This is a genomic window from Paenibacillus sp. FSL K6-2441 (assembly GCF_037964765.1).
Taxonomy (GTDB): Bacteria; Bacillota; Bacilli; order Paenibacillales; family Paenibacillaceae; genus Fontibacillus; species Fontibacillus phoenicis.
This window is the reverse complement of the sequence record NZ_CP150174.1, coordinates 3,055,520-3,076,705: the sequence shown is the minus strand read 5'-3', so window position 1 is coordinate 3,076,705 and position 21,186 is coordinate 3,055,520. Positions and strand designations below refer to the sequence as shown.

Below are 21,186 nucleotides of genomic sequence, written 5' to 3'. Positions count from 1 at the left end.
GTCTGGGACCTACGAATATCCGTCTCCAAAGCTGGCAGGAAACGTCAGCCTTACCGGAAAAGCGCTCTTGTCAGCGGACGGCAATGTCTGTATACTAACTAGTGTTGCCTTACGAAAGTTTGACAGACAATCGCCGGCGGCTGCAAAGCCGCGGGAGGAAAGTCCGGGCTCCACAGGGCAGGGTGCTGGATAACGTCCAGTCAGCGCGAGCTGAAGGATAGTGCCACAGAAATGGACCGCCGATGGACTTCTCCACTTCGTGGAGGGGTCACAGGCAAGGATGGAACCGAGGTGTAAGAGACCCCGAGGAACGCTGGCGACTTCGTTCCTGGTAAACCCCACCTGGAGCAAGACCTAATGGGACGCAGCTTCTTTGTGAAGCGGCCTTTGCCCGAGGCGCGTCCGGGTTGGTTGCTGGAGCCGCTCAGTAATGTGCGGCCTAGATAGATGATTGTCACTCAAGGCGGGAGGGTGGTTCCCGTTATACCGCAACGAGTACAGAACCCGGCTTATGGCAAACTTTCATCACTAAAGGGAACATGACTTATATCAATGTCAAAGCCTCCGCATCGCTTGGATGAACTTCCAGCGATGCGGAGGCTTTTGGTTTAGGAAGTTATTTGACGCGATCCACCGCACGCTCCATTTTACGTTGGACTGACTGCGGCCAGAACTGCAGCGGAGCTGCACTGCCACCAGCAGCCTGCAACGCGGCATAGACGTCGATCTGCCCGTACCCGTAATATTTGTCCCGACCTTTTTCACCAAGATCGATGACGTTCTTCCGGATAATGTCCATGACCTCGGTGTTCTTCAGGTCTGGATTCACCGATCGGATCAGAGCAGCGAGAGCTGCGACGTGCGGGCTCGCCATCGATGTCCCGGATAACGCGGCATACTGATTATCCGGATAGGTGCTGGCGATGCTTTCACCTGGGGCCATCACGTCGATGTAATCGCCGTAATTGGAGAAGGAAGCTTTCTGCATGTTATAGTCGGTTGCCGACACGGACAACACTTCAGGATAAGCGGCAGGGTACCCTGGACGTTCGGTATTATCGTTCCCTGTAGCCGCAATCAGCACCACATCCCGCTCATATGCGTACTTGATCGCTTCATGCAAAAACTGGGCATCGGCGTAGTTGCCAAGGCTCATATTAATCACTTTAGCGCCGTGGTCCGTCGCCCAAATGATGCCCTGGGCCACCGAATACGTTGTGCCTGAACCGGATTTGTCTAGCGCCTTCACCGGCAATATTTTGCCGCCCCACATCATGCCGGCGATCCCTTCGCCATTGTTCACATTGGCGGAAATGATGCCCGCCACATGCGTGCCATGCCCAACATCATCGGTAGGCTCCTTGTCCGGTTCGATCACGTTGTAGCCCTTCAGCAATCGGCCCTGCAGATCAGGGTGCGTCAGATCCACGCCGGTATCCACGACCCCTACGATCACGTCGTTGCTGCCCTTCGACAATTTCCAGCCGCGGTTCGTCTCGATAATCGGCAGATTCCATTGGTATTCGGAGAACAGCAAATCGTTTGGAATCTCGGGATTATCTTCGGTGCCAGCTACCTTATCGTCTTTGTAATAGTAGCTCTCCGGATCGTCCCAAATGCTGTCGCCGTTTTCATTGGTCAGATAGAGATAATGCGGCTCGATATACTTTGGCTGCCATTTATTTTGAAAATATTGCTTCAGCTGATTCATGCTCATCGTGTCCGAACGGAAGATGTAGGTGCTGTTCAGCTTCCGCGGCGGTTTGCCGGAGATGTCGGCCAAAATCTGCTTTATTTGCTCGTCTGTTGGCTTGCTGTGGAACATTACAACGATTTCGTTCTCGTAGTAATGGCTTGCTTTTTCGTTGTCATGCCCCGTCTTCACCGTAATGTCTTTCAGCGTGTCCGCATGCACCGATTCTACCTTGAATTTGCCTTCCTTCGGATAAGGAATCAAACGCAGGTTTTTATGCTGGTGATCCTGCACCCGCCCTAAGATTCCGATATCCATTACTGCGATAATCCCTTGCTTTTTGCCCTTCACCGGCTCTGCAGCAATGAAATATTTCGGCTGCTTCTCTGGGAAGGAAGGCGATTCATAACTGCTTGATTTGCTTAACGCTTTTTTCGCGTAACCCAAATAGGTGTTGAGCTGCTTACTTACAGCCGGATCCGGTTTAAAATCCTCCCGCCGAAACTGCCGGGTTTGCCCTTTTGTGGCATCGTACCAGAGGATCGCCTGAAAATGCTTATGATCCTTCTGCAATTTCTGCGCGGCATCTTGCAGCTTGTCACCTATGCTGCCGGGAGAGCTTGCCGCAAGCGAACGAAGATGCCCCCGAGCGTCCATCCGAGATAACCGTTCGGTTGCGGTCATATCCCGTTTCAGCATGCTTTGCTTTAATTTCTGCTCCTCCGCCGGCTTTGGCACGGTTAGCTGAGTTACGGATTTCCGTGGAGTTGTCTTGTCATTGTCCGCGGATGGGAGAAGAAGCGAAACCGCAGCTACCGCCGCAGCACCCGTTAACCCCAAAGCGGTCCATCTGCGCCAGTTCATCAGTTAACCTCCTCGTATAGTATCTTTAAAAAGCTCTTTTAGGTTCATTTCCATCCCCCCGGGGGATGGAAAACAGCCTCCAAATTTCCAGCTTGTTCTTTGAAAATTCCATCAGGGACTGGACTTTCCGGTATGCCTCTGGACAATGGAACGTAGGGTCCATTCGGGGAAATCCTTCTGCCTCCAGTAGCATCGTCTACTCCTTAAGTCTGTTTCTCCGGTACGCGTCTGAGCTTCTTACCCGCTGGCTGTTCCCTTCGGCATCCCATGCCCGGTTTTAGCAGATCCGGGGCAGCTCATGGCCCGAAGTGTGTCCTCATACGCGAGGGTGATAGATCTGCGCGTGCGCCGGAGGCATCCCGGAGCGTCCATTCCCTGAATCCCTAGCGAAAGGAGGAATTTCACTTGAAGCTTTTTGTCGGTATTGACGTGAGCTCGCAAGAGCTCGAAGCGTGTTTCATGAACGCTGACGGTGACAAGCTTGAGACACTCACCGTCAAAAACAATTTGAATGGCGCCTCGCACTTGCGTGACCAAATCGTCGCTGCAGCGAACAAGTTGGCCGTCACCGAGATTCACATCGGCTTGGAAGCCACTTCCGTCTACAGCTGGCACCCTGCCATGTACCTGCATCAGGATCCAGCGCTTCGAGAGCGCAAGGCCAAGGTGTTCACCTTGAACCCCAAGCTCATCAGCAAGTTCAGAGAAGCCTATGCGGATATGGACAAGACCGACCGGCTCGACGCCTGGGTCATTGCGGATCGCCTGCGCTTCGGCCGCCTGACGACCACCATCGTCATGCAGGAGCAGTATGTCGCCCTTCAACGCCTCACGCGCATGCGTTTCCACTTGGTCCATAACTTGGCTCGCGAGAAGCAGTACTTCTTGCAGAACCTGTTCTACAAGTGCAATGCGTTTACAACCGAGGTCGACAGCTCCGTGTTTGGCCATGCGCTCATGGAGATGCTCTCCGAGAAGTTCAGCCTCGATGACATCGCCGAGATGGACGTGGCCGATCTGGCCGACTATCTGCGGGACAAGGGACGCAATCGTTTCCCCGATCCCGAGCGGGTCGCCCGCTGCATTCAGCAAGCTGCCCGCGCCTCCTATCGGCTGTCCAAGGTCGTGGAGGATTCGATTGACCTGGTGCTCGGCACCTCCATCGAATCCATCCGCAGCATCCAGAAGCAGCTCAAGGATCTCGACAAAGCGATCGAGCGGGTCCTCGACGGCATTCAAGGCGCTCAGTGCTTGCTGTCAGTGCCCGGCATCGGCAAAGTCTATGCAGCCGGTCTGCTCGGCGAACTCGGCGATATTGAACGGTTCAAGGATCAAGCCGCCGTCGCCAAGTACGCGGGTCTGACGTGGCGCAGGCACCAGTCCGGCGTCTTCGAGGCGGAGGACACCGCCCGCATCAAATCCGGCAACCGATTCCTGCGCTACTACCTCGTTGAAGCTGCCAACTCGGTTAGGATGCGCGATGAAGAATTCGGTGAATATTACCGGAAGAAGTATCACGAAGTGCCCAAGAATCAACACAAACGCGCCCTCGTCTTAACGGCAAGAAAACTCGTGCGTCTGGTCGATGTGCTGCTACGCAGCGGCCAACTCTACACGCCTCGAAGGAAGGTGAATAGCGCCAAGGATTAACGCCTCCTTTGCCTTAGTCCTTCACGAATTCCCAGTAAAAATCTGGTATCTGACATGGTTTTTGGCTGGGTTTGGTTTGATGCGCCCTTTTTTCGTGACTCCGCGCTCAACAGGCACGGGAAATTTCCAATTCGATTAAATCAACAGCTTGACATCATACCGCTGGACTTTAACATGTGTCCAATGTCCATAGCCATAGCGTGAGGTGATGTCTCTGATTTTATTCTTGAGGGATACCGTATTCTGTAAAATTGTGTTACGATAATTTCGATAATGACTATACCGATCATTACAGGTGAAGGAGAATTGTTCGCATGCCACAAGCCAATAACATCAGGCAGCTGTGTGAAACCACTCGAGAGAAATTAAAACAAGCGGTGGAGAAGCTTGAAACGTTCTTGAACCAACATTCTCTGCCGCAGCTTATGGAAGGCCAAGACGAAGACAGAGTATTGTTTTACCAAGGATTTTTGTCAGATCTGCGTCACCTGCTTGTGTTCAGTGAGGTTTGCTACGAGAAGCTGGGCGTTGCCCTCCGTCGCGGAACCTTTGACGACGAAGCTGCTGAGAAAGTGCTATACCATGTGTACCATGACTGCGTTAATAACTTCTTCTATCCTAAAAATGAAAGCTATTCCGAAGATGGCAGATACGCTTATACCGGGCAGGATGCCATTCGATTCCGTAAGAAGCCGGTTCGCGCGGCGCGCGACATCGTGCTGGATATCACGGGGATTTTTGAGGAATTGCGGGACGATCTAAATTATTATGAAAGCGATTATTTAACCCAATTACGATTAAACCGTTCCGCCAAATAAATGATGGATGAAATGAAACGACAAGATGCCGCGATCACGGCATCTTTTTATTTTTGGGAACGATTTGCTAATTGTGCGGCGCATAAGGGAATCAGGCCGGGGAGAAAATGATACGCGAGGTGATCAATATGCCAAATGGGGAAAAACCCATAGTTAAATGTAGCGTATCCAACTGCACCTATTGGGGAGAGAAAAACGTGTGCAATGCCGACGTCATTATGATCGATGTCGATCAGCATGCGAAGAGCCGTTATTCGGCAGAGTTCGCTGGCGAAACGTTTGATACGGAACACCGAGATACCGCTTCATCGTCCGCTTCCACTTGCTGCCATACGTTTAAACCTAAGTCCAAATCGTCGTAAGGAAAACACATTTCAAGGAGGTGCTTCAGATGACGGATACCAAAGCAGACAAACCCCACAAAAAATCGGCCGAAAAGAGCCGCACCGACTATCCGCGTAAAGTAAATCGTGAGCACCGTGAGGAGTATGCGGCCGAGGTCACGCCGGCCGGGACGTTCAGCGGTAACGTGGTCCGCAGTGAAAGATCCGAAGAACCTCACGATGCCTCCCGGAACGAACTTGCGGATAACGCCAATACGGCGGGACGTACCGTAGGTTACGTCGGCGTTGGTTTAGGGATCGCCTCGTTGTTCTTATGGTCGATTATTCTAGGTCCGCTGGCTGCGGTTATGGGCTTCTATGCCTACAGCCAAGGCAACAAAACATCCGGAGCTTGGGCGATCGGCCTAGGGCTCGTATCCACGTTAAGCTACTTTGTACTGATGCCGTTTACCCGCTAACAGTCGTCCGATGGGGCTGCTGGTGGCGATGGAATCATGACCGTCATATCAATCGGCTAACGTCATCTTTAGGGCGTTGGCCTTTTCTTTTCTGCAGCTTTTATCGAAAAAGGGTGGTATGAGTCGCGGATTGCGTGTAAAATATAGGCATTGAACTAGTTATTCCTCGATAAGGAGCTTATAACGCATGCAAATCGATCCGCGAACGGTGGAACAGCTGATTCAGCTTCAGTCTTTAAACCCATTAAACTTGCAACAATCGTCATCTGAGCGGGTAACCGGTGATACGGACGGCTCGTTGTTTGATATATTGCTTCAGGAGTTGATGTTGGCGGAACAGGGCGAGAAATCGTCACCTGAGACCGAATCCAATGCCGATACTCAATCTTTGTTAGCGTCGCTTCAAGGGTATCTGTATTCTGCTGGTATTGACTCTGGGGAATCGTTGGACGGAGTCTTCGCAGAGATGCTTCCCAATTACTTGACGGCCGCTGCGGCAGAGACGGTAGGGGATGTCCCGGGGCAGGAGTCGGAGGGTATAGCCGATTTGCAGTCTTTGATTGCCCAGGCTAGTGCGCGATATGGAGTGCCGGAAAGCCTGATCAAAGCGGTGATTGCCACGGAGTCGTCCTTTAATCCGCAGGCGGTATCGTCCGCCGGTGCCAAAGGTCTGATGCAGTTGATGGACGCTACGGCGAAAGGGCTGGGGGTCAGCGATCCGTTTGATCCGGCGCAGAATATCGACGGAGGCACCAAATATTTGTCTTATCAAATCCACCGTTACGGCGGGGATATCAAAACGGCTCTTGCGGCCTACAATGCCGGACCGGGCAGACTGCAGCGGCTGGGAATCAGCAACGATGAGCAACTGATGGAGAAGTTCCATTTGCTGCCGCAGGAGACGCAGGGCTATATTGCCAAGATTATGCGAGCGCAAGCGAAATACGAGGCTTAATTGGTTATAAAAATTGAGTAGTACATGATTCGAAAGATCAAAGGGAAAACGCTCCGATCGCGGTGATTTCGGGTATACGCGTTTTTCATTTGATCTTTTTTGAGATGAAGGTGAAAATAATGATCTATTTCGACCATGCGGCGACGACCCCGCCCTACGAGGACGTCACCAAGACTGTTGCAGAAGTTATGGCACGGCACTATGGGAACCCGTCTTCGTTACACCGGCTGGGCGAAGAGAGTGCGAAGCTGCTGGACAAAGCGAGAGAGGTAAGCGCCGCTGCTCTGGGAGTTCAGTCGCGGGAAATCGTGTTTACCGGCGGGGCGACAGAAAGCAACAATATGGCCATTAAAGGGGTCGCCCTTCAGTTTACTGAGCGGGGCAAGCATTTGATCACGACGGCAACGGAGCATCCCTCCGTGTTCGAGAGTGTCAAGCAGTTGGCCACTTGGGGCTGGGAGACGACCATTCTTCCGGTTGACGAGGATGGAGGCGTGACTGTCGAACAGGTGCGGGAAGCGTTGCGTCCAGACACCGTACTGGTGTCGGTCATGCATGTCAACAATGAAACCGGGACCGTACAGCCGGTGGGGGAAATCGGCCGGATGCTTAAAGCGGTTGCGCCTCGGGTGCTGTTCCATGTGGACGGCGTTCAGGGCTTTGGAAAGCTGCCCTTGTCCTTGGCTGACAGCGGAATTGATTTATACAGCCTGTCTGCGCACAAACTAAGAGGACCCAAAGGAGTTGGTCTGCTGTACGTCCGTGAGGGGCTCCGGCTTGCGCCGCTGCTGGCAGGCGGCGGACAGGAGGGGGGCTACCGTTCAGGTACGGAGAACATCCCTTATATCGTGGCTTTCGCCAAGGCGTTGCGTCTGGCGAAGGAAGGCCGCGAGACTCGGGCAGCCAAGCTGTATGGCTTACGTGAGCGTCTAATGCATGGGCTTGCAGAGCTGCCAGAGCTGACGATCAATTCCCCGGCGCAAGGAGCGCCGCACATCGTGCATTTTTCTTATCCGGGGATGAAAGCCGAAGCGTTGCTGCACATGCTGGAGGAAGAAGGATTTTTCGTATCCACCCGCTCGGCTTGTTCTTCCAAGCGAAGTGAACCGAGCCGCATCCTGCTGGCCATGGGCAAATCCAAGGAAGTGGCCTCGTCCGGCATTCGGATCAGTCTGGGCGAAGAACATGAAGAACGAGACATTGACGCCCTGCTCGCCGCGTTAAAGCAATGTGTTAAGCGGCTGCAGGTTTTACGATAGGAGAGAAATGTTAAAATGGAATATGATATGTTGCTGCTCCGTTTTGGAGAAATTACCCTCAAGGGGCGAAACCGCTCGCGCTTCGAGAAAGTGATCCACAACCATGTCAAAGCGCTGATGCATGACTTCCCCCGGGCGGAAGTCATCAAAGAATACGGAAGAATCTTTATTGCCATAAACGGAGAGCCGCTTGAACCGATGATCGCGGCGCTGAAGAACGTGTTTGGCGTCACTTCGATGTCTCCCATCAAGGTTGTACCGTCCCGTCTGGAGGATATCCTTCAGACCGCGGTCGATTTCATTAAGGAGCTGGGGCCAGCCCCGGGAACGAAGTTTAAAGTTACCGCCCGCCGGATATGGAAGCCGTTCCCCCACTCGTCGCAGGAAATGAACAAGCTGGTCAGCAACCCGATCCTGAACGCCTGCCCCGAGCTTCGGGTGGATGTCCATCATCCTGAACTGGAGCTGCGCGTAGAGATTCGGGAGCAGGGCACGTATCTGTTCTGCGAAGTGATACCGGGAGCGGGAGGGTTCCCGCTCGGTTCAAACGGCAAAGCCATGCTGCTGTTGTCCGGAGGGATCGACAGCCCTGTTGCCGGTTGGTCGGCGCTGCGACGCGGATTGGAAATCGAATGCGTTCATTTCCACAGCTATCCATTTACCAGTAAAAAAGCGGAGCAAAAGGTCATTGATTTAGCCAACGTGTTAGCTCAATATTCCGGCTTCATCAAGCTGCACCTTGTGCCGTTTACCGAAATTCAAACCAAGCTGGCACAGACTGGTCAGGATAACTTGATCATCACGATGATGCGAAGAGCGATGCTGCGCATTGCCACGAAGCTGGCGGAACGGAATGGCGCCTTGGCTCTAGTCACCGGAGACAGCTTGGGCCAGGTAGCCAGCCAAACGTTGTCCAGCATGAATGCGATCGGACGCGTAACCAATCTCCCGATCCTGCGGCCTTTGGTGATGACCGACAAGGTGGATATCATTGCGATGGCGCAGCAGATTGGCACGTACGACTTGTCGATTTTGCCTTATGAAGATTGTTGCACGTTATTTGTTCCGAAATCTCCAGCAACCAACCCGAATCTGAGGGTCCTGGAGAACGTTGAGCGTTCGTTGGAGAATTTGGATGAGATGATTGACAAAGCCGTAGAGGATACGGAAACGATCTTTATCCGCCCCGGGCGCAGCATCAAGCGACGGGATAACGCGGAGGACAACGTCGTTCAGGAAAGTTGGTTCTAACCCTAAAGAGAAAACCCGCCCGGGCCAAATTCAAATGGCCGCATGCGGGTTTTGCTTTTTTCTACCGGGTTGCCGGATGGGTCTGAGCTCCTTCGGTTTCTTTGCGCTGCTGGCGCTTCTTCATGTAACCCGCCAACAGCACGCCGGCGATCACAATGGCGATCAGCAGATAACGAAGAGACGGGTTCTCCTCGAAGAAATGCGCGAAATGGCGTTCCTCCGTAATCATATTGGCGGCTGTGTAGGCAAGTACTGCAGCGCCAAGATATGCGATCCAAGGGAACTTGTCCAACAGTTTAATAAACAAGGTACTACCCCAAACAACGATCGGGACGCTGATCAGCAGGCCGATCACCACCAGCACCATGTGCTGCTTGGACGCCCCCGCTACGGCGATGACATTGTCGAGTCCCATGGCGGCGTCGGCAATGATAATCGTACGGATCGCCGGCCATAGCTTATCCTTCGCTTCGATGTTGTCATGGCCGCCTTCATCCGCCAGCACCTTGTAGGCGATAAAGACCAGCATCAATCCGCCTACCGCCAGCAGCCAGGGGATTTGCAACAGCCATACGACGATCAGCGTTGCGGCGATCCTTAGTACCACGGCACCGATGGTACCGTATAAAATGGCTTTCTTCTGGACCGAGTGGGGCAGTTTTCTTGCCGCCATCCCGATGACGATTGCATTATCACCCGCCAAAATGAGATCGATAAAAATGATATTGATCAGGGCGAGAAAAAAAGCAGCGCTAAATAAGTCCACGTTATGTCACTTCCTCTATAGACGTATATACGTATTAAATCTCTAAAAGGATTCATTTGTCCAGAGTTGTTTTTTAAAGTGGCATAGCTTGGCTACATCCCTCATACAAGTTGTAGGGGGGAGGGATAAGCTTGGAACATTTGCTGCTGTTATCGGAAATATTAATCATCAATCTCGTACTCAGCGGCGATAACGCCGTTGTTATAGCTATGGCGAGCAAGAATTTGCCGCTTAAACAACGTAAGCGGGCGGTATGGTGGGGAGCGCTGGGAGCCGTACTGCTGCGCTGCGTCTTGACCTGGGTAGCCGTGTTACTGTTGAAAATCCCGTTTATTCATGCGGCAGGCGGCGTACTGCTGGCTGCTATTGCCGTAAAGCTGCTGCTGCCGCAGGAGGAACACTCCCGCGTGGCGGGCGCAAGCTCATTGTGGAAGGCGGTGCAGACGATTCTTGCCGCCGATTTTATTATGAGCTTGGATAATGTACTGGCGATCGCCGCGCTGGCAGAGGGCGATGTGTCGATTCTTGTGATCGGGATCGCCATCAGCATTCCGATCGTGGTCTGGGGCAGCAACCTGATCGCCGATTGGCTGCAGCGTCTGCCGCTCCTCGTTTATGCCGGTGCAGGCATCCTCGGATACACTGCCGGAGAAATGCTGCTGCAGGATCCGCAGCTTGGACCGGCGCTTGCGGCGGCCGCTCCCGCATTGGCACGAGTCGTACCGGCGGGAACCGCCGCGGTCGTTATTATGTTCGGCTGGCTGCGAAAATGTAACGCCGGGCGCGGTTAACCGCACTCAGCAGTTCCATCCACACCATCCGAAAAAAACATCAGGCCCCCGCCTTAGGCCGAGTGGTTTTTTGGGCAGAATTCATATAAACTGGAAGTGAAGGGGATGTCGTAATTTGCAACGTCTTGTCCCTCATTGTCTTCTGGAAGGTGTGTGATGGATATGTCCGACAACAACAAACTCATGACAGGCGTCTTGATCCTCGCTGCCGGAGTGATTATCCTGCTCGGTAAATTAGGGTTTTTCAGCTTTCTTGGAAGAGCGCTTTGGCCGCTGCTGCTGCTGATCCCTGGGATCTTGCTTCACGTATGGCATTTCTGGCGGAAAGGCCCTGCGGAACTGCTGCTTCCCGGAGCCATTCTGGTCGTATACAGCCTCGTATTTTTTACCGGGGTCATCGGCGGATGGCAAACATTGAAATACACCTGGCCGATCTTCTTCCTAGGCGTTGCCGTCGGTTTGTTTGAATATGGTTATTTCGCGCCTCAGCGCCAGAACGGAATATTCATCGCCGCCATGATATTGGGAGCGATATCACTCCTCTTGCTTGGCTGGACGTTGTTTGCTTCGACGATCGTTTATTTCTTAGCTATTGTTCTGATCGTTGCCGGGATTTGGTTGATCGCTGGCCGGGGCAACCGCCGGAGATCTTGGTGAGTCACAGGGATAGTTCTTGAAAATTTCAAGATTTCACGTATAATATAAGGGATATGTCAAGCGTCGGCATTTAAGTCGACGCTTTGTTTTGTGGTGGATGAGGCTGCACTTGGTCTTGTAAACTAATTCCTGTTCGAAGTGCAAATTGTATTTTATAAAACCATCTCAATAATCTATAGAGACGAAAGGATCTGGAGACAAACCTATGCATGATAGAAAACAAATTCGCAATATTGCGATTATTGCCCACGTTGACCACGGGAAAACGACGCTCGTCGACAAGCTGCTGCAGCAATCCGGGATTTTCCGGGAGAACGAAGCGGTGCAAGAGCGGGCCATGGACTCCAACGATTTGGAGCGGGAACGCGGGATTACCATTTTGGCGAAAAATACTGCCATTACGTACAAGGACTATTTGATTAATATCGTAGATACTCCGGGACACGCCGACTTCGGCGGGGAAGTGGAACGGATTATGAAAATGGTCGACGGCGTGCTGCTCGTAGTTGATGCTTACGAAGGTTGCATGCCGCAGACGAAATTCGTGCTTCGTAAAGCGCTGGAGCATCACCTGACGCCAATCGTCGTGGTGAACAAAATCGACCGCCCGGCTGCACGTCCGGCCGAAGTGATCGATGAGGTGCTGGATCTGTTTATCGAGTTGGAAGCCAGTGAGGATCAGCTGGACTTCCCGGTCGTTTACGCCTCCGCGTTAAACGGTACATCCAGCTTGGATCCAGAGAAGCAGGATGACAATATGCTGGCGCTTTACGAAACGATCATCGACCATATTCCGGCGCCTACGGAGAACGTTGACGAGCCGCTGCAATTCCTCGTGACGTTGATGGACTATAACGAATACTTGGGCCGGATCGCCATCGGCCGTGTGAACCGCGGCGTGATTCGCCAAGGTCAATCTGTGGCGGTGATGACGCGCGACGGCGGCAAGAAGACCGCTCGTATCGAGAAGCTGTTTGGCTTCCAGGGCCTGCGCCGCGTGGAAATCGAAGAAGCCGGAGCCGGGGACATCGTCGCTGTTGCCGGGATCAAGGACATCAATATCGGGGAAACGATCGCCGATCCAAATCACCCGGAAGCCTTGCCGGTCTTGAAGATCGATGAACCAACGCTGCAAATGACGTTCCTCGTTAATAACAGCCCGTTTGCAGGACGCGAAGGCAAATGGGTGACTTCCCGTAAACTGCGCGAGCGCCTGTTTAAAGAGCTGGAAACTGACGTTTCCTTGCGCGTGGATGAGACGGACAGCCCGGACGCATTTATCGTATCTGGCCGTGGTGAGCTTCACCTGGGCATTCTGATCGAGAACATGCGCCGTGAAGGGTACGAGCTGCAGGTATCTAAGCCTGAGGTCATCGTACGGGAAATCGACGGCGTGAAAATGGAACCGATCGAACGCCTGCTGATCGACGTGCCGGAAGAAAGCATGGGCGCAGTCATGGAAAGCTTGGGTTCCCGCAAAGCGGAAATGGTGAATATGGTTAACAACGGTAACGGCCAGGTTCGCTTGGAGTTCTTGATTCCAGCCCGCGGCCTGATCGGGTATCGGACGCATTTCCTTACGTTGACTCGCGGTTACGGCGTTATGAATCACGCGTTCGACAGCTATGGTCCATTCGTTGGCGGACAGGTTGGCGGACGTCATGAAGGCGTGCTTGTTTCCAGTGAAAACGGCGTTTCCACCCTCTACGGGATCTTGTCCATTGAGGATCGCGGGATTCTGTTCGTGGAACCGGGAACGGAAGTTTATGAAGGCATGATCGTCGGGGAGCATACCCGCGATAACGATATTGTGGTGAATATTTGTAAGGAAAAACAACTGACAAACGTGCGCTCCGCCACGAAGGACGAAACGGTGAAGATGAAGACGCCGCGGCTCTTCTCGTTGGAACAAGCGCTGGAATATTTGAATGACGACGAATATTGTGAAATTACGCCAAAATCGGTTCGCCTGCGTAAGAAGATTTTGAACAAGAGCGAACGGGAACGGGCAGAAAAACATCGCAAAATGGCGGAAGCCAACCTATAATTAGGAATAAGGTTGCCATTTGAAGGAGGGGTTCGTTATGCAGGCTTGGTTTGCCAGCCATCCGATCATTTCCTACGTGCTGATCTTCGTGCTGATCATTTATGTTTACAATAAAGTGTTCCGTGCACAGCAGAAGCTGCCGCTGTTTAAAGAGATTATTCTGTACCTCCTTATGGCGCTGGGCTCCTTCCTGCTGCTCATCTTCCAAATTGACAAGCTGCCGATCATTCAATGTTTGCTGGTGGCTGTCGTTTTGATGCTGATGGTGCGGATTCGTTATTTTGTCGAGGGTCGACGGAACAAGGAGAACAAGACGGGTTCGCCGTCAAGCGATAAATCGGCATAATTTGCCTCCGCTTTCTAACCGGTAACTTTTCCGAAGCTCGGTACGTCTTAATGAATGCGACAACATTTTTACAGAAATAAGGTGTTTAAGTTCATGAGTTCTAACCGCAGCGGCTTACCTCCACGGGGGCAAAGCCAAAGAGGATCGACAAAAGGTGCAAAAGCGGGCTCCACTCGAAAAAGAAAATCCGGCGGCCTGAAACGGTTCTTCAAAACCGTCCTGACGCTCCTCATCCTCGGGGTAATCGGGGTTGGCCTTTATGCAGGGTATTTATTCTATACCGCGGATCAGGTGATCGATGCAACGGGGACTCCAGACAAAGTAGCACCTGAGAAATCCGCCAAGGTGAAGCCGATTACGATGCTGTTGCTTGGGACGGATTACCGTCCGCAGACCGGCACCCATCTGAGTGACGTGATGATGGTCATCGCGATGAATCCCGATACCAAATCGGCAACGGTCGTCTCTCTTCCGCGCGATACCAAGCTGGAATTGGACGGATATAAGACGAACAAGCTCAACGCGTACTATCCGAACTTCCTGGCGGCTGAGAAGAAAACAGGGATTCCCGCCACACAGGAAATGAAAACGATGATGGGCAAGTTTTTTGGTATCAATATCGATTATGTGACGGTGCTGAATTTCCAAGGGTTCCGCGATGTGGTGGATGCGCTGGGCGGCGTTGACGTCAATGTGGATGCCGACATGTGTTACCGCGATACGGCGGACGGTACGAACATCAACCTGAAGAAAGGCGAGCAGCACCTGAACGGGGAAGATGCGTTAGGCTACGTGCGCTACCGCAAATCGAACTGCAAGCCGCAGACGAAGGGTTCGGATGATTTCGACCGTAACCGCCGGCAGAATGAAGTGCTGCACGCCCTGATCGACCAAGCGAAGTCGCTGAACGGTGTCATGGGGGCCGGCAAAGTGATCGAATCCGTCGGAAAGAATATGGAGACCGACCTGGAATCGCAGCAAATGAAAAATATCATTCAAGCGTATTGGAACATTTCTAAGGAGAATGTGGCATTCGTGCCAGTGACCGGGGATTGGAAGAGCCCGTACGTCTACTTGCACCAGGATGAACTGGAAGCGGCCAAGCAGGCGCTGAAGGATCAGCTCGCCGGGAAGGCAAGTTCCGCGCAGGCAAATAGCGGGGAGACGGACGACGGACAGGTGAACTGACGATTGAATGCAAGTTTTGCCGCATGCTATAATACAATTGACTTAAGGATAGCTGAAGCGTATTGAGCAGAAATCCGATGTAACACTGTACAGGAGGGCTGGTCTAATGTCCGAAGTCGTAACTCAATTATCTGATTCACTTTATTCCCTTCTCCAGTCCGAAACGTATGTACTGTTGAACACGGTGGATCAGGAATCCGGCGGCCCTACGTCCAGCGCCATTTCTTGGGTGTATGCCGTGGATCCTTCGAAGCTGCGGCTGGCGCTGGATCATCGCTCCAGACTGGTCGGCAATTTGAAGGCCAATCCGCGGGCGACGGTCACAGTGTTTGGCCAGGATACGATTTACGCCATCAATGGCCGAGCTACCGTTGTACAGGATCCATTGGACGGGGTGCCGTTTAATATGTGCTGCTTCGACATCGAGATCGATGCGGTGCGAAACGCGCTGTTTTATGGCGCGCAGCTGGTGTCACCGCCGGAATATGCCAAAGTTTATGACCAGCGTGCTGCGGACATGCTGGATCGTCAAGTGTTTGAAGCCATGAAGAAAGCCTAGCGAGTTGATCGCTAGGCTTTTTTCCCTTCTTGGGACAAACTTAACGCAGATTTTGCCGCGTTGCTCCGCCGTCAGGGGCGATTTGCATTTGCTTCGGATTGCCTTCCGGCGGCCGGGTATCGTTCGGAATCTGAGGGACGATCCGTCCGATAATGTCAGCCAGCTCGGTGGCGAAGCCGGAAACCGGCCGACCTTCGCGGATTTTCTTGCCGATCTCGGCAAGTCGTTGATTTAAGTCGATATCCGCGGTGACGATGGCGCCGGCTCCGTGCGGATCTTTTCGAAGCGCTTCAGCTACCGTATATTTAATGCTCCCTACCCTTGCACGTTCGAGGCGGCTATCCACATCGATACCAACGATGGCGGTTTTGCCCATAATGACACAATGCGCGCCTTTCACGCCAGGGACTTTTTTCACCAGTTCTTCCAAATAAACTTGTCTGTCACGGTCTGACATGACCTCTTTGTCGTTGGCGTTGGTGGCATAAGGATTCACGCTTTGTGCCTGGGGCGCATTCCCTGTTTGATGATTTGGAGAGGGTGATGCCTTTTCAGAACGAGTTCCGCAACTTGTAAGCAGGGTAGCCGTCAGTAACAAACACAGCCATAATCGCATGTTCAATCCGTCCTTTCGGAATTGATCTCTCGATACCGGTTCTAATATCGGTTATAGAGTTCCCGGGACGCCAAAAAATATGTATGCTCATAAGGCTGCAATGACCGCGGTGGAGGGGATAATGATGAAGAAGATCTTTGTATTGGATACGAATGTATTATTGCATGATCCGGGTGCCGTATTTGCCTTTGACGAACATGATGTGGTCATTCCGGCTGTCGTGCTGGAGGAAATCGACAGCAAAAAGCGCAATGCCGACGAGATCGGCCGGAATGCGCGGGGCGTCTCTCGCTTGCTGGATGGCTTGCGGTCAACGGGCCATTTGCATGATGGCGTACCGCTGGAGGGCGGCGGGCGAATTAAGGTCGAGTTAAATCACCGCAGCTTCGTCAAGGTTCAGGAAAAGTTCGGGGAAGTCACCAACGACAACCGGATTCTCGCGGTAGCCCTGAACTATCACCTGGAGCAGGCGGAGATGGAAACGCCGCGGCCGGTCATTCTGGTCAGCAAGGATGTGCTGGTCCGAATCAAAGCCGACGTTCTGGGACTCCATGCCGAAGATTATTTGTCGGACCGGACCGTAGGCCCCAGCGACCTATACGGAGGTTATTCAACCATCAAGGTTCATCCGTCGGTGATTGATGAATTTTATACGTATCGCTTTTTGCCAATTAAACCGCTTGGGGCTAATTATTCCCTTTACCCGCATGAGTTTGTGATATTAAAAGATGAGATGGGGACTGGCAAATCCGCTTTGCTGAAAGTGAACGAAGATGCCACCCGCTTGGAGCCGCTGTATCTTAGTAATGAGCCGGTCTGGGGGATTAGCGCTCGAAACGCCCAGCAGCGCATGGCATTGGAGCTCTTGCTTAACGATGATATTCCGCTCGTTACGATCACCGGTAAAGCCGGCACCGGTAAGACGTTGCTTGCGTTAGCCGCCGGTCTGCTGAAGGTCGAGGATGAGCACAAATACAAAAAGCTGCTGATTGCCCGGCCCGTTGTCCCGATGGGGAAGGATATCGGATACCTGCCCGGGGAAAAAGAAGAAAAGCTGCGGCCTTGGATGCAGCCGATCTATGATAACCTGGAGTACCTGTTTGATACGAAGAAATCCGGCGACATCGAGAAAATCTTGATGGGGCTTGGCAGCATTCAGGTGGAGGCCCTTACGTACATTCGCGGCCGCTCGATCCCCGGGCAGTTCATCATCGTGGACGAGGCGCAAAACCTGTCGCGCCATGAGGTGAAGACGATCGTGTCGCGCGTCGGGGAAGGCAGCAAGATCGTGCTGGTTGGCGATCCGGAGCAGATCGACCATCCGTATCTGGACGCTTCCAGCAACGGATTAACCATTTTGGTCGAACGCTTCCGCGACCAGGGCATCAGCGGGCATATCACCCTGGAGAAGGGCGAACGCTCCAAGCTGGCTCAGCTGGCGGCGGATTTGTTGTAGAAGGGCGAGCTCAGACTGGACTTGGCCTTGGCCAACTGTGGCGGATACAGTGATAGCCAGGTCAACGGAAGCAAGTAACGCCCTCGGCCCGCTCTTGTCCGCCGGTTGTCCCTGATGAGGTAGAAGGAGGAGAACCGGCTCCCAAATGCGGACGTAAACTTCCTCAGGCTCGTTACTTGCCTTCCTGGAACAGGAAGTTGCTGACCGAGAGCATACCGCTCGTCCGTCGCGAGGAAAATAATAGTAAAAGCCCGGCGAATCGGTTTATCTTAATTCGCCGGGCTTTTTTGCTCGTTTGCACGCTTTTGCTCGAAGGGGGGAAACCTGCAAAAGTGCAGTTTTTTTCGGCTAAATCCCGATTTCTCGGCCAAAGCCTGCAAAAGTACAGTTATTTTTCACGATTTCGGACAAATGGGGCAATTCGGCGCAAAAAGCCTGCACTTTTGCAGGCATTTTGCACAAAGCGGCGATTTCACCTCAAAAAACTGCATTTTTGCAGGAATCGCATACATTACAGGAGAGTTAAAGTCCAAGCACCCCACCGCCATACACATATACATTTTTTTACGGGACAATTCATCCGGCGATTTGCTACAATACGGAGTATCAGAAGGTTATTGACGTGACGTGCGCTCCTAAATTGTGGAGAGGAAGGACAGGCGTGAAGCGAAAAAATCATTGGGTGCTTTTTGCAATCCTCCTGCTCGCTTTAATTAATCTGTCGCCTAGCGAAGAAATGACGCTAGTTCGCCAAGAAGACGGCGGGGAGGCTCAGCCGGTTACGCCGCCTGAAGCGCAAACCAAGGAGGAGACCGGCCACATTCAGGTGGCCGTGCAGATGAATGAGACTGACTTCCGTCGCCTGGAGGAGATGAACCGGCAGTTTACGGTGAGCCATCCGGTGGAGGTTGATTTGGTGAATGTGCCGTTAGAGGAGAGTTATGCTGCGTACCAGCGCCAGCTGATGAAGCTCGGGGAATCGCCGGACGTCCTGCTCTTGGACAATGTCTGGATTCGCCGTTTTGCAGCGGACGGTTATCTGCTGCCCACGGAGGGCTATTTCTCTGGTTCCTTGTCAGGCGAAGTGTTAAGCGCTTCCTTAATTCCAAACGAGTGGAACGGTTACGTCTGGGGAGTTCCGCTGGATGTGGATCCCTATGTGCTGGTTTATCATGAGGACAAACTGAAGCAGCTTGGACTGGAACGCCCGCCGGCTACAGCGGACGATTGGAACGTCTTAGTCTCCACCTTCAAAAAACAACATTCCCAGCCCTACCTGTTAGGATTGGATTACCGTGATCCCTATGCGGCAGCGACTTTGCTGTGGCAAGTCGGCGGAGGCTGGAAGCCGGCCGGTTCCGGGCAATTCTATACAGTGGAGGGCAATATGACGTACGCCCTGCAACAGCTGGAATCGCTGCGCCCCGCGCTCTTGGATTCGGGCTTGGCCCGATCGGATTCGTGGAGCAAGCTGAGTGACGGCGAACTGGCGATGATGATCACCACGGCGACGGAAGCCGAGAAGCATCGTCATCCCCGCTCGAAAATCTGGATGCCGGAGTTCCAGCCGAATCTAGCGTCAACCTGGATCCTAGGCCGAAGTTATGCCGTTTCTTCGCAAACGGATCATCCCGATGCGGCCGGATTGTGGATTTCAGAAATGACCTCCCTTTATAATCAAGCGCGTTGGTATGAAACAACCGGGCATCTTCCTGTTCTCAAAACCGTTTATTACGAAGCCGCCCGAAATCAGCTCCCCACTTGGATCCCCGCCACGCTGGCTGCCGGATCCGGAATTGTGCTGCCGGCGAGTCCGTCGCTGCCGGAACAGCTCGAGCGCTTCGCGCCGCTCACCTCCGATTATTTAAGCGGAGCGATCACGGGCAAGCAATATCGCGGACGGTTGGCTGAGCTTAGTCGGTAAAGCATCACCAGCGCTTACAACGCCAACTTCAATTTCACCGTTAACGTCCCCTCGGAGATCACCGCCTCAGTGGCTTCCACGAAGGGGACAATTTTTTTCGGATAAAAGCCAAGGTCGAAATCCCGCTCCAGCTCGGCCCGCGTCGTATCCGGGAGGGCCAACCCATTAAACAGCAGGCGGTCCACATGGAAAACAATCGCGTTCTCCGGCTCCTGCTCCACCGTATAATGACCCTCGACTTCGAGCTCCAGGCCTTCCCGGCTGCCGCGCGCGATGATCTTGTCCGTTTTGAATTGAAAGCTCATATCCTTGAGCAACTCGCTCTTGCCATAGAGGAACGCATTCAGATCATCCTCGTGGATTTCCAAACGGTATCCCCCTTTTTCAGCGATCAAACTGCTCTCGTTCTGCTTCAAAAAGTCGGAGAATTGCGACATGGCGGAGCTGAGTGCCTGAAAATATCTGCGGAGCTCATACAGCCCAACGCTCTCCCAATAGGCGGTCAACTCTTGAATTAACGCCTTGAGCTTCTCGGGATCGGCACTGAGGCCAAGGGATTCGTCGACGCTTTGCCGAAGCGCGGCAACCCGGGTGCGCTGGAGCTGCAGCTCCTCTTTCATGCGGTCGAGTTCGGTGGACGTGGCTTCCAGCTTCTGCTTGGTCTTCGTCAGTTCAGCATATTCCGACTTGTATTGGTTTAATATGGTACGATCCCGATCCATAATGAGTTGATAATAATCCAATACGGTAAAAAAATCTTTGAGGCTGTTCACGCTTAGCAATGCGTACAGCAGATTTTCCCGTTCCCCCATATAATACGCGCGTAGTCTTAAGCCAGCTTGTTCGCGGCTGATACGGATTTGTTCGTTTTTTTCGGTTAATTGCTCTTGCAGCTCGCGAAGGTCCATTTCCGTCTCTTGCTGGCGGGATTCGATCCGCTCGATTTCCCGGTCGATTTCCTGAATGGACAAGCTTTGTTCCAGGATCTGTTGTTCTTCGGCAGTCAGCGGAGCAGCGGCGGCCGACAAACGGGCAAACTGAAGAGCCGCCAGCAACAGCAATAGACAGAGCGATATGATGCGTATCTTCAACAACGATCCTCTCCCATCTGTAGTTGTCCTATATATATGATAACAGGCCCGGAAATAGCAGAACTCACGAAAAAAGGCGTTCCAGCACATAGCCGAAACGCCTTTTTGGAACATTTATGAGATTCGGGATTAGAGGGGTAAACCCATTTTGAAGACCGTCCAGTAGCTGAAACCGGTAAATGCGACGATCATATATCCCCAGAACAGCAGGATATAGGTTCTCTCGGTAAGCTTCAGATAGCCGAAAAGGACGAAAAAGGCGGTTTGCAAGAAGAACAGCAAAGCCATTTCCGTCAGATCGCCCGCAAAGGCCATAAGCCCAATAGCCAATGTGAAGAAGCCAAGGACGCGGAACATGCGTGCCACGAGGTAATCCCCCTTTCTTATGTATCAACGAGCTTCCATTCCTTTCCCCATTATACCCGTTAGGCTGAAAAGTGTAAACGAAAAGTC

General features: G+C 52.7%; 20 protein-coding genes and 1 other RNA gene. 16 read left to right on the top strand and 5 right to left on the bottom strand.

Going from position 1 to position 21,186, the window contains the following annotated elements:
- Positions 1-114 precede the first annotated feature (114 nt).
- An RNA gene (gene rnpB / locus NSQ80_RS14160) (RNase P RNA component class A) lies at positions 115-527 on the top strand.
- Positions 528-616: 89 nt separating this feature from the next.
- Here the strand turns inward: rnpB and NSQ80_RS14155 are convergent.
- Positions 617-2,557, bottom strand: a complete 1,941-nt coding sequence (locus tag NSQ80_RS14155) for a S8 family peptidase (RefSeq protein ID WP_260070459.1) — start codon at positions 2,555-2,557, stop codon at positions 617-619.
- A 405-nt stretch (positions 2,558-2,962) separates the two neighbouring features.
- On the opposite strand from NSQ80_RS14155, the gene NSQ80_RS14150 reads away from it, so the two are divergent.
- The 7 genes from NSQ80_RS14150 to thiI all read left to right on the top strand — a co-directional run bounded on the left by NSQ80_RS14150 (position 2,963) and on the right by thiI (position 9,292).
- Complete coding sequence (locus NSQ80_RS14150; RefSeq protein WP_016312179.1) at positions 2,963-4,207, top strand: IS110 family transposase; 1,245 nt, start codon at positions 2,963-2,965, stop codon at positions 4,205-4,207.
- 314 nt (positions 4,208-4,521) lie between these two features.
- The gene (locus NSQ80_RS14145) at positions 4,522-5,025 is read left to right on the top strand and encodes a YpuI family protein (RefSeq protein WP_009225564.1); all 504 of its coding nucleotides are present in this window, start codon (positions 4,522-4,524) and stop codon (positions 5,023-5,025) included.
- A gap of 197 nt (positions 5,026-5,222) precedes the next feature.
- Positions 5,223-5,387, top strand: a complete 165-nt coding sequence (locus NSQ80_RS14140) for a DUF1540 domain-containing protein (RefSeq protein WP_009225565.1) — start codon at positions 5,223-5,225, stop codon at positions 5,385-5,387.
- Positions 5,388-5,416: 29 nt separating this feature from the next.
- Positions 5,417-5,827, top strand: a complete 411-nt coding sequence (locus NSQ80_RS14135; RefSeq protein WP_009225566.1) for a hypothetical protein — start codon at positions 5,417-5,419, stop codon at positions 5,825-5,827.
- Positions 5,828-6,014: 187 nt separating this feature from the next.
- Complete coding sequence (locus tag NSQ80_RS14130; RefSeq protein WP_009225567.1) at positions 6,015-6,782, top strand: lytic transglycosylase domain-containing protein; 768 nt, start codon at positions 6,015-6,017, stop codon at positions 6,780-6,782.
- Positions 6,783-6,901: 119 nt separating this feature from the next.
- The gene (locus NSQ80_RS14125) at positions 6,902-8,041 is read left to right on the top strand and encodes a cysteine desulfurase family protein (protein ID WP_036645596.1); all 1,140 of its coding nucleotides are present in this window, start codon (positions 6,902-6,904) and stop codon (positions 8,039-8,041) included.
- 15 nt (positions 8,042-8,056) lie between these two features.
- A complete protein-coding gene (gene thiI / locus NSQ80_RS14120) occupies positions 8,057-9,292 on the top strand; it encodes a tRNA uracil 4-sulfurtransferase ThiI (protein ID WP_260070456.1) in 1,236 nt (411 codons plus the stop codon).
- A 61-nt stretch (positions 9,293-9,353) separates the two neighbouring features.
- On the opposite strand, the gene NSQ80_RS14115 is transcribed toward thiI, so the two are convergent.
- The gene (locus NSQ80_RS14115; protein ID WP_009225570.1) at positions 9,354-10,058 is read right to left on the bottom strand and encodes a TerC family protein; all 705 of its coding nucleotides are present in this window, start codon (positions 10,056-10,058) and stop codon (positions 9,354-9,356) included.
- Positions 10,059-10,189: 131 nt separating this feature from the next.
- Between NSQ80_RS14115 and NSQ80_RS14110 the strand changes: the two genes are divergently transcribed.
- From NSQ80_RS14110 to NSQ80_RS14085, 6 genes are all read left to right on the top strand, one after another.
- Positions 10,190-10,849, top strand: a complete 660-nt coding sequence (locus NSQ80_RS14110; protein WP_009225571.1) for a TerC family protein — start codon at positions 10,190-10,192, stop codon at positions 10,847-10,849.
- 156 nt (positions 10,850-11,005) lie between these two features.
- Entirely contained in the window at positions 11,006-11,506 is a 501-nt protein-coding gene (locus NSQ80_RS14105; protein ID WP_009225572.1) for a hypothetical protein, read from the top strand.
- Positions 11,507-11,711: 205 nt separating this feature from the next.
- The gene (typA, locus tag NSQ80_RS14100; RefSeq protein WP_009225573.1) at positions 11,712-13,553 is read left to right on the top strand and encodes a translational GTPase TypA; all 1,842 of its coding nucleotides are present in this window, start codon (positions 11,712-11,714) and stop codon (positions 13,551-13,553) included.
- A gap of 37 nt (positions 13,554-13,590) precedes the next feature.
- Complete coding sequence (locus NSQ80_RS14095; protein WP_009225574.1) at positions 13,591-13,899, top strand: YlaH-like family protein; 309 nt, start codon at positions 13,591-13,593, stop codon at positions 13,897-13,899.
- A 93-nt stretch (positions 13,900-13,992) separates the two neighbouring features.
- Positions 13,993-15,087, top strand: a complete 1,095-nt coding sequence (locus NSQ80_RS14090; protein WP_036645599.1) for an LCP family protein — start codon at positions 13,993-13,995, stop codon at positions 15,085-15,087.
- A 106-nt stretch (positions 15,088-15,193) separates the two neighbouring features.
- The gene (locus NSQ80_RS14085) at positions 15,194-15,646 is read left to right on the top strand and encodes a pyridoxamine 5'-phosphate oxidase family protein (protein WP_009225576.1); all 453 of its coding nucleotides are present in this window, start codon (positions 15,194-15,196) and stop codon (positions 15,644-15,646) included.
- A gap of 40 nt (positions 15,647-15,686) precedes the next feature.
- On the opposite strand, the gene NSQ80_RS14080 is transcribed toward NSQ80_RS14085, so the two are convergent.
- Positions 15,687-16,262, bottom strand: coding sequence for a YhcN/YlaJ family sporulation lipoprotein (locus NSQ80_RS14080; protein WP_036645601.1), 576 nt, complete (start codon positions 16,260-16,262; stop codon positions 15,687-15,689).
- Between the two features lie 124 nt (positions 16,263-16,386).
- On the opposite strand from NSQ80_RS14080, the gene NSQ80_RS14075 reads away from it, so the two are divergent.
- Entirely contained in the window at positions 16,387-17,718 is a 1,332-nt protein-coding gene (locus tag NSQ80_RS14075) for a PhoH family protein (RefSeq protein WP_036645603.1), read from the top strand.
- A gap of 661 nt (positions 17,719-18,379) precedes the next feature.
- The gene (locus NSQ80_RS14070) at positions 18,380-19,642 is read left to right on the top strand and encodes an extracellular solute-binding protein (protein ID WP_009225579.1); all 1,263 of its coding nucleotides are present in this window, start codon (positions 18,380-18,382) and stop codon (positions 19,640-19,642) included.
- Between the two features lie 14 nt (positions 19,643-19,656).
- Here the strand turns inward: NSQ80_RS14070 and NSQ80_RS14065 are convergent, their stop codons facing one another.
- Together NSQ80_RS14065 and NSQ80_RS14060 are read right to left on the bottom strand one after the other, a co-directional pair.
- The gene (locus NSQ80_RS14065; RefSeq protein WP_260070453.1) at positions 19,657-20,733 is read right to left on the bottom strand and encodes a hypothetical protein; all 1,077 of its coding nucleotides are present in this window, start codon (positions 20,731-20,733) and stop codon (positions 19,657-19,659) included.
- A 129-nt stretch (positions 20,734-20,862) separates the two neighbouring features.
- Positions 20,863-21,099: a DUF2626 domain-containing protein gene (locus NSQ80_RS14060; protein WP_009225581.1), complete on the bottom strand. Its 237-nt coding sequence runs from the start codon at positions 21,097-21,099 to the stop codon at positions 20,863-20,865.
- Between the last annotated feature and the right edge of the window lie 87 nt (positions 21,100-21,186).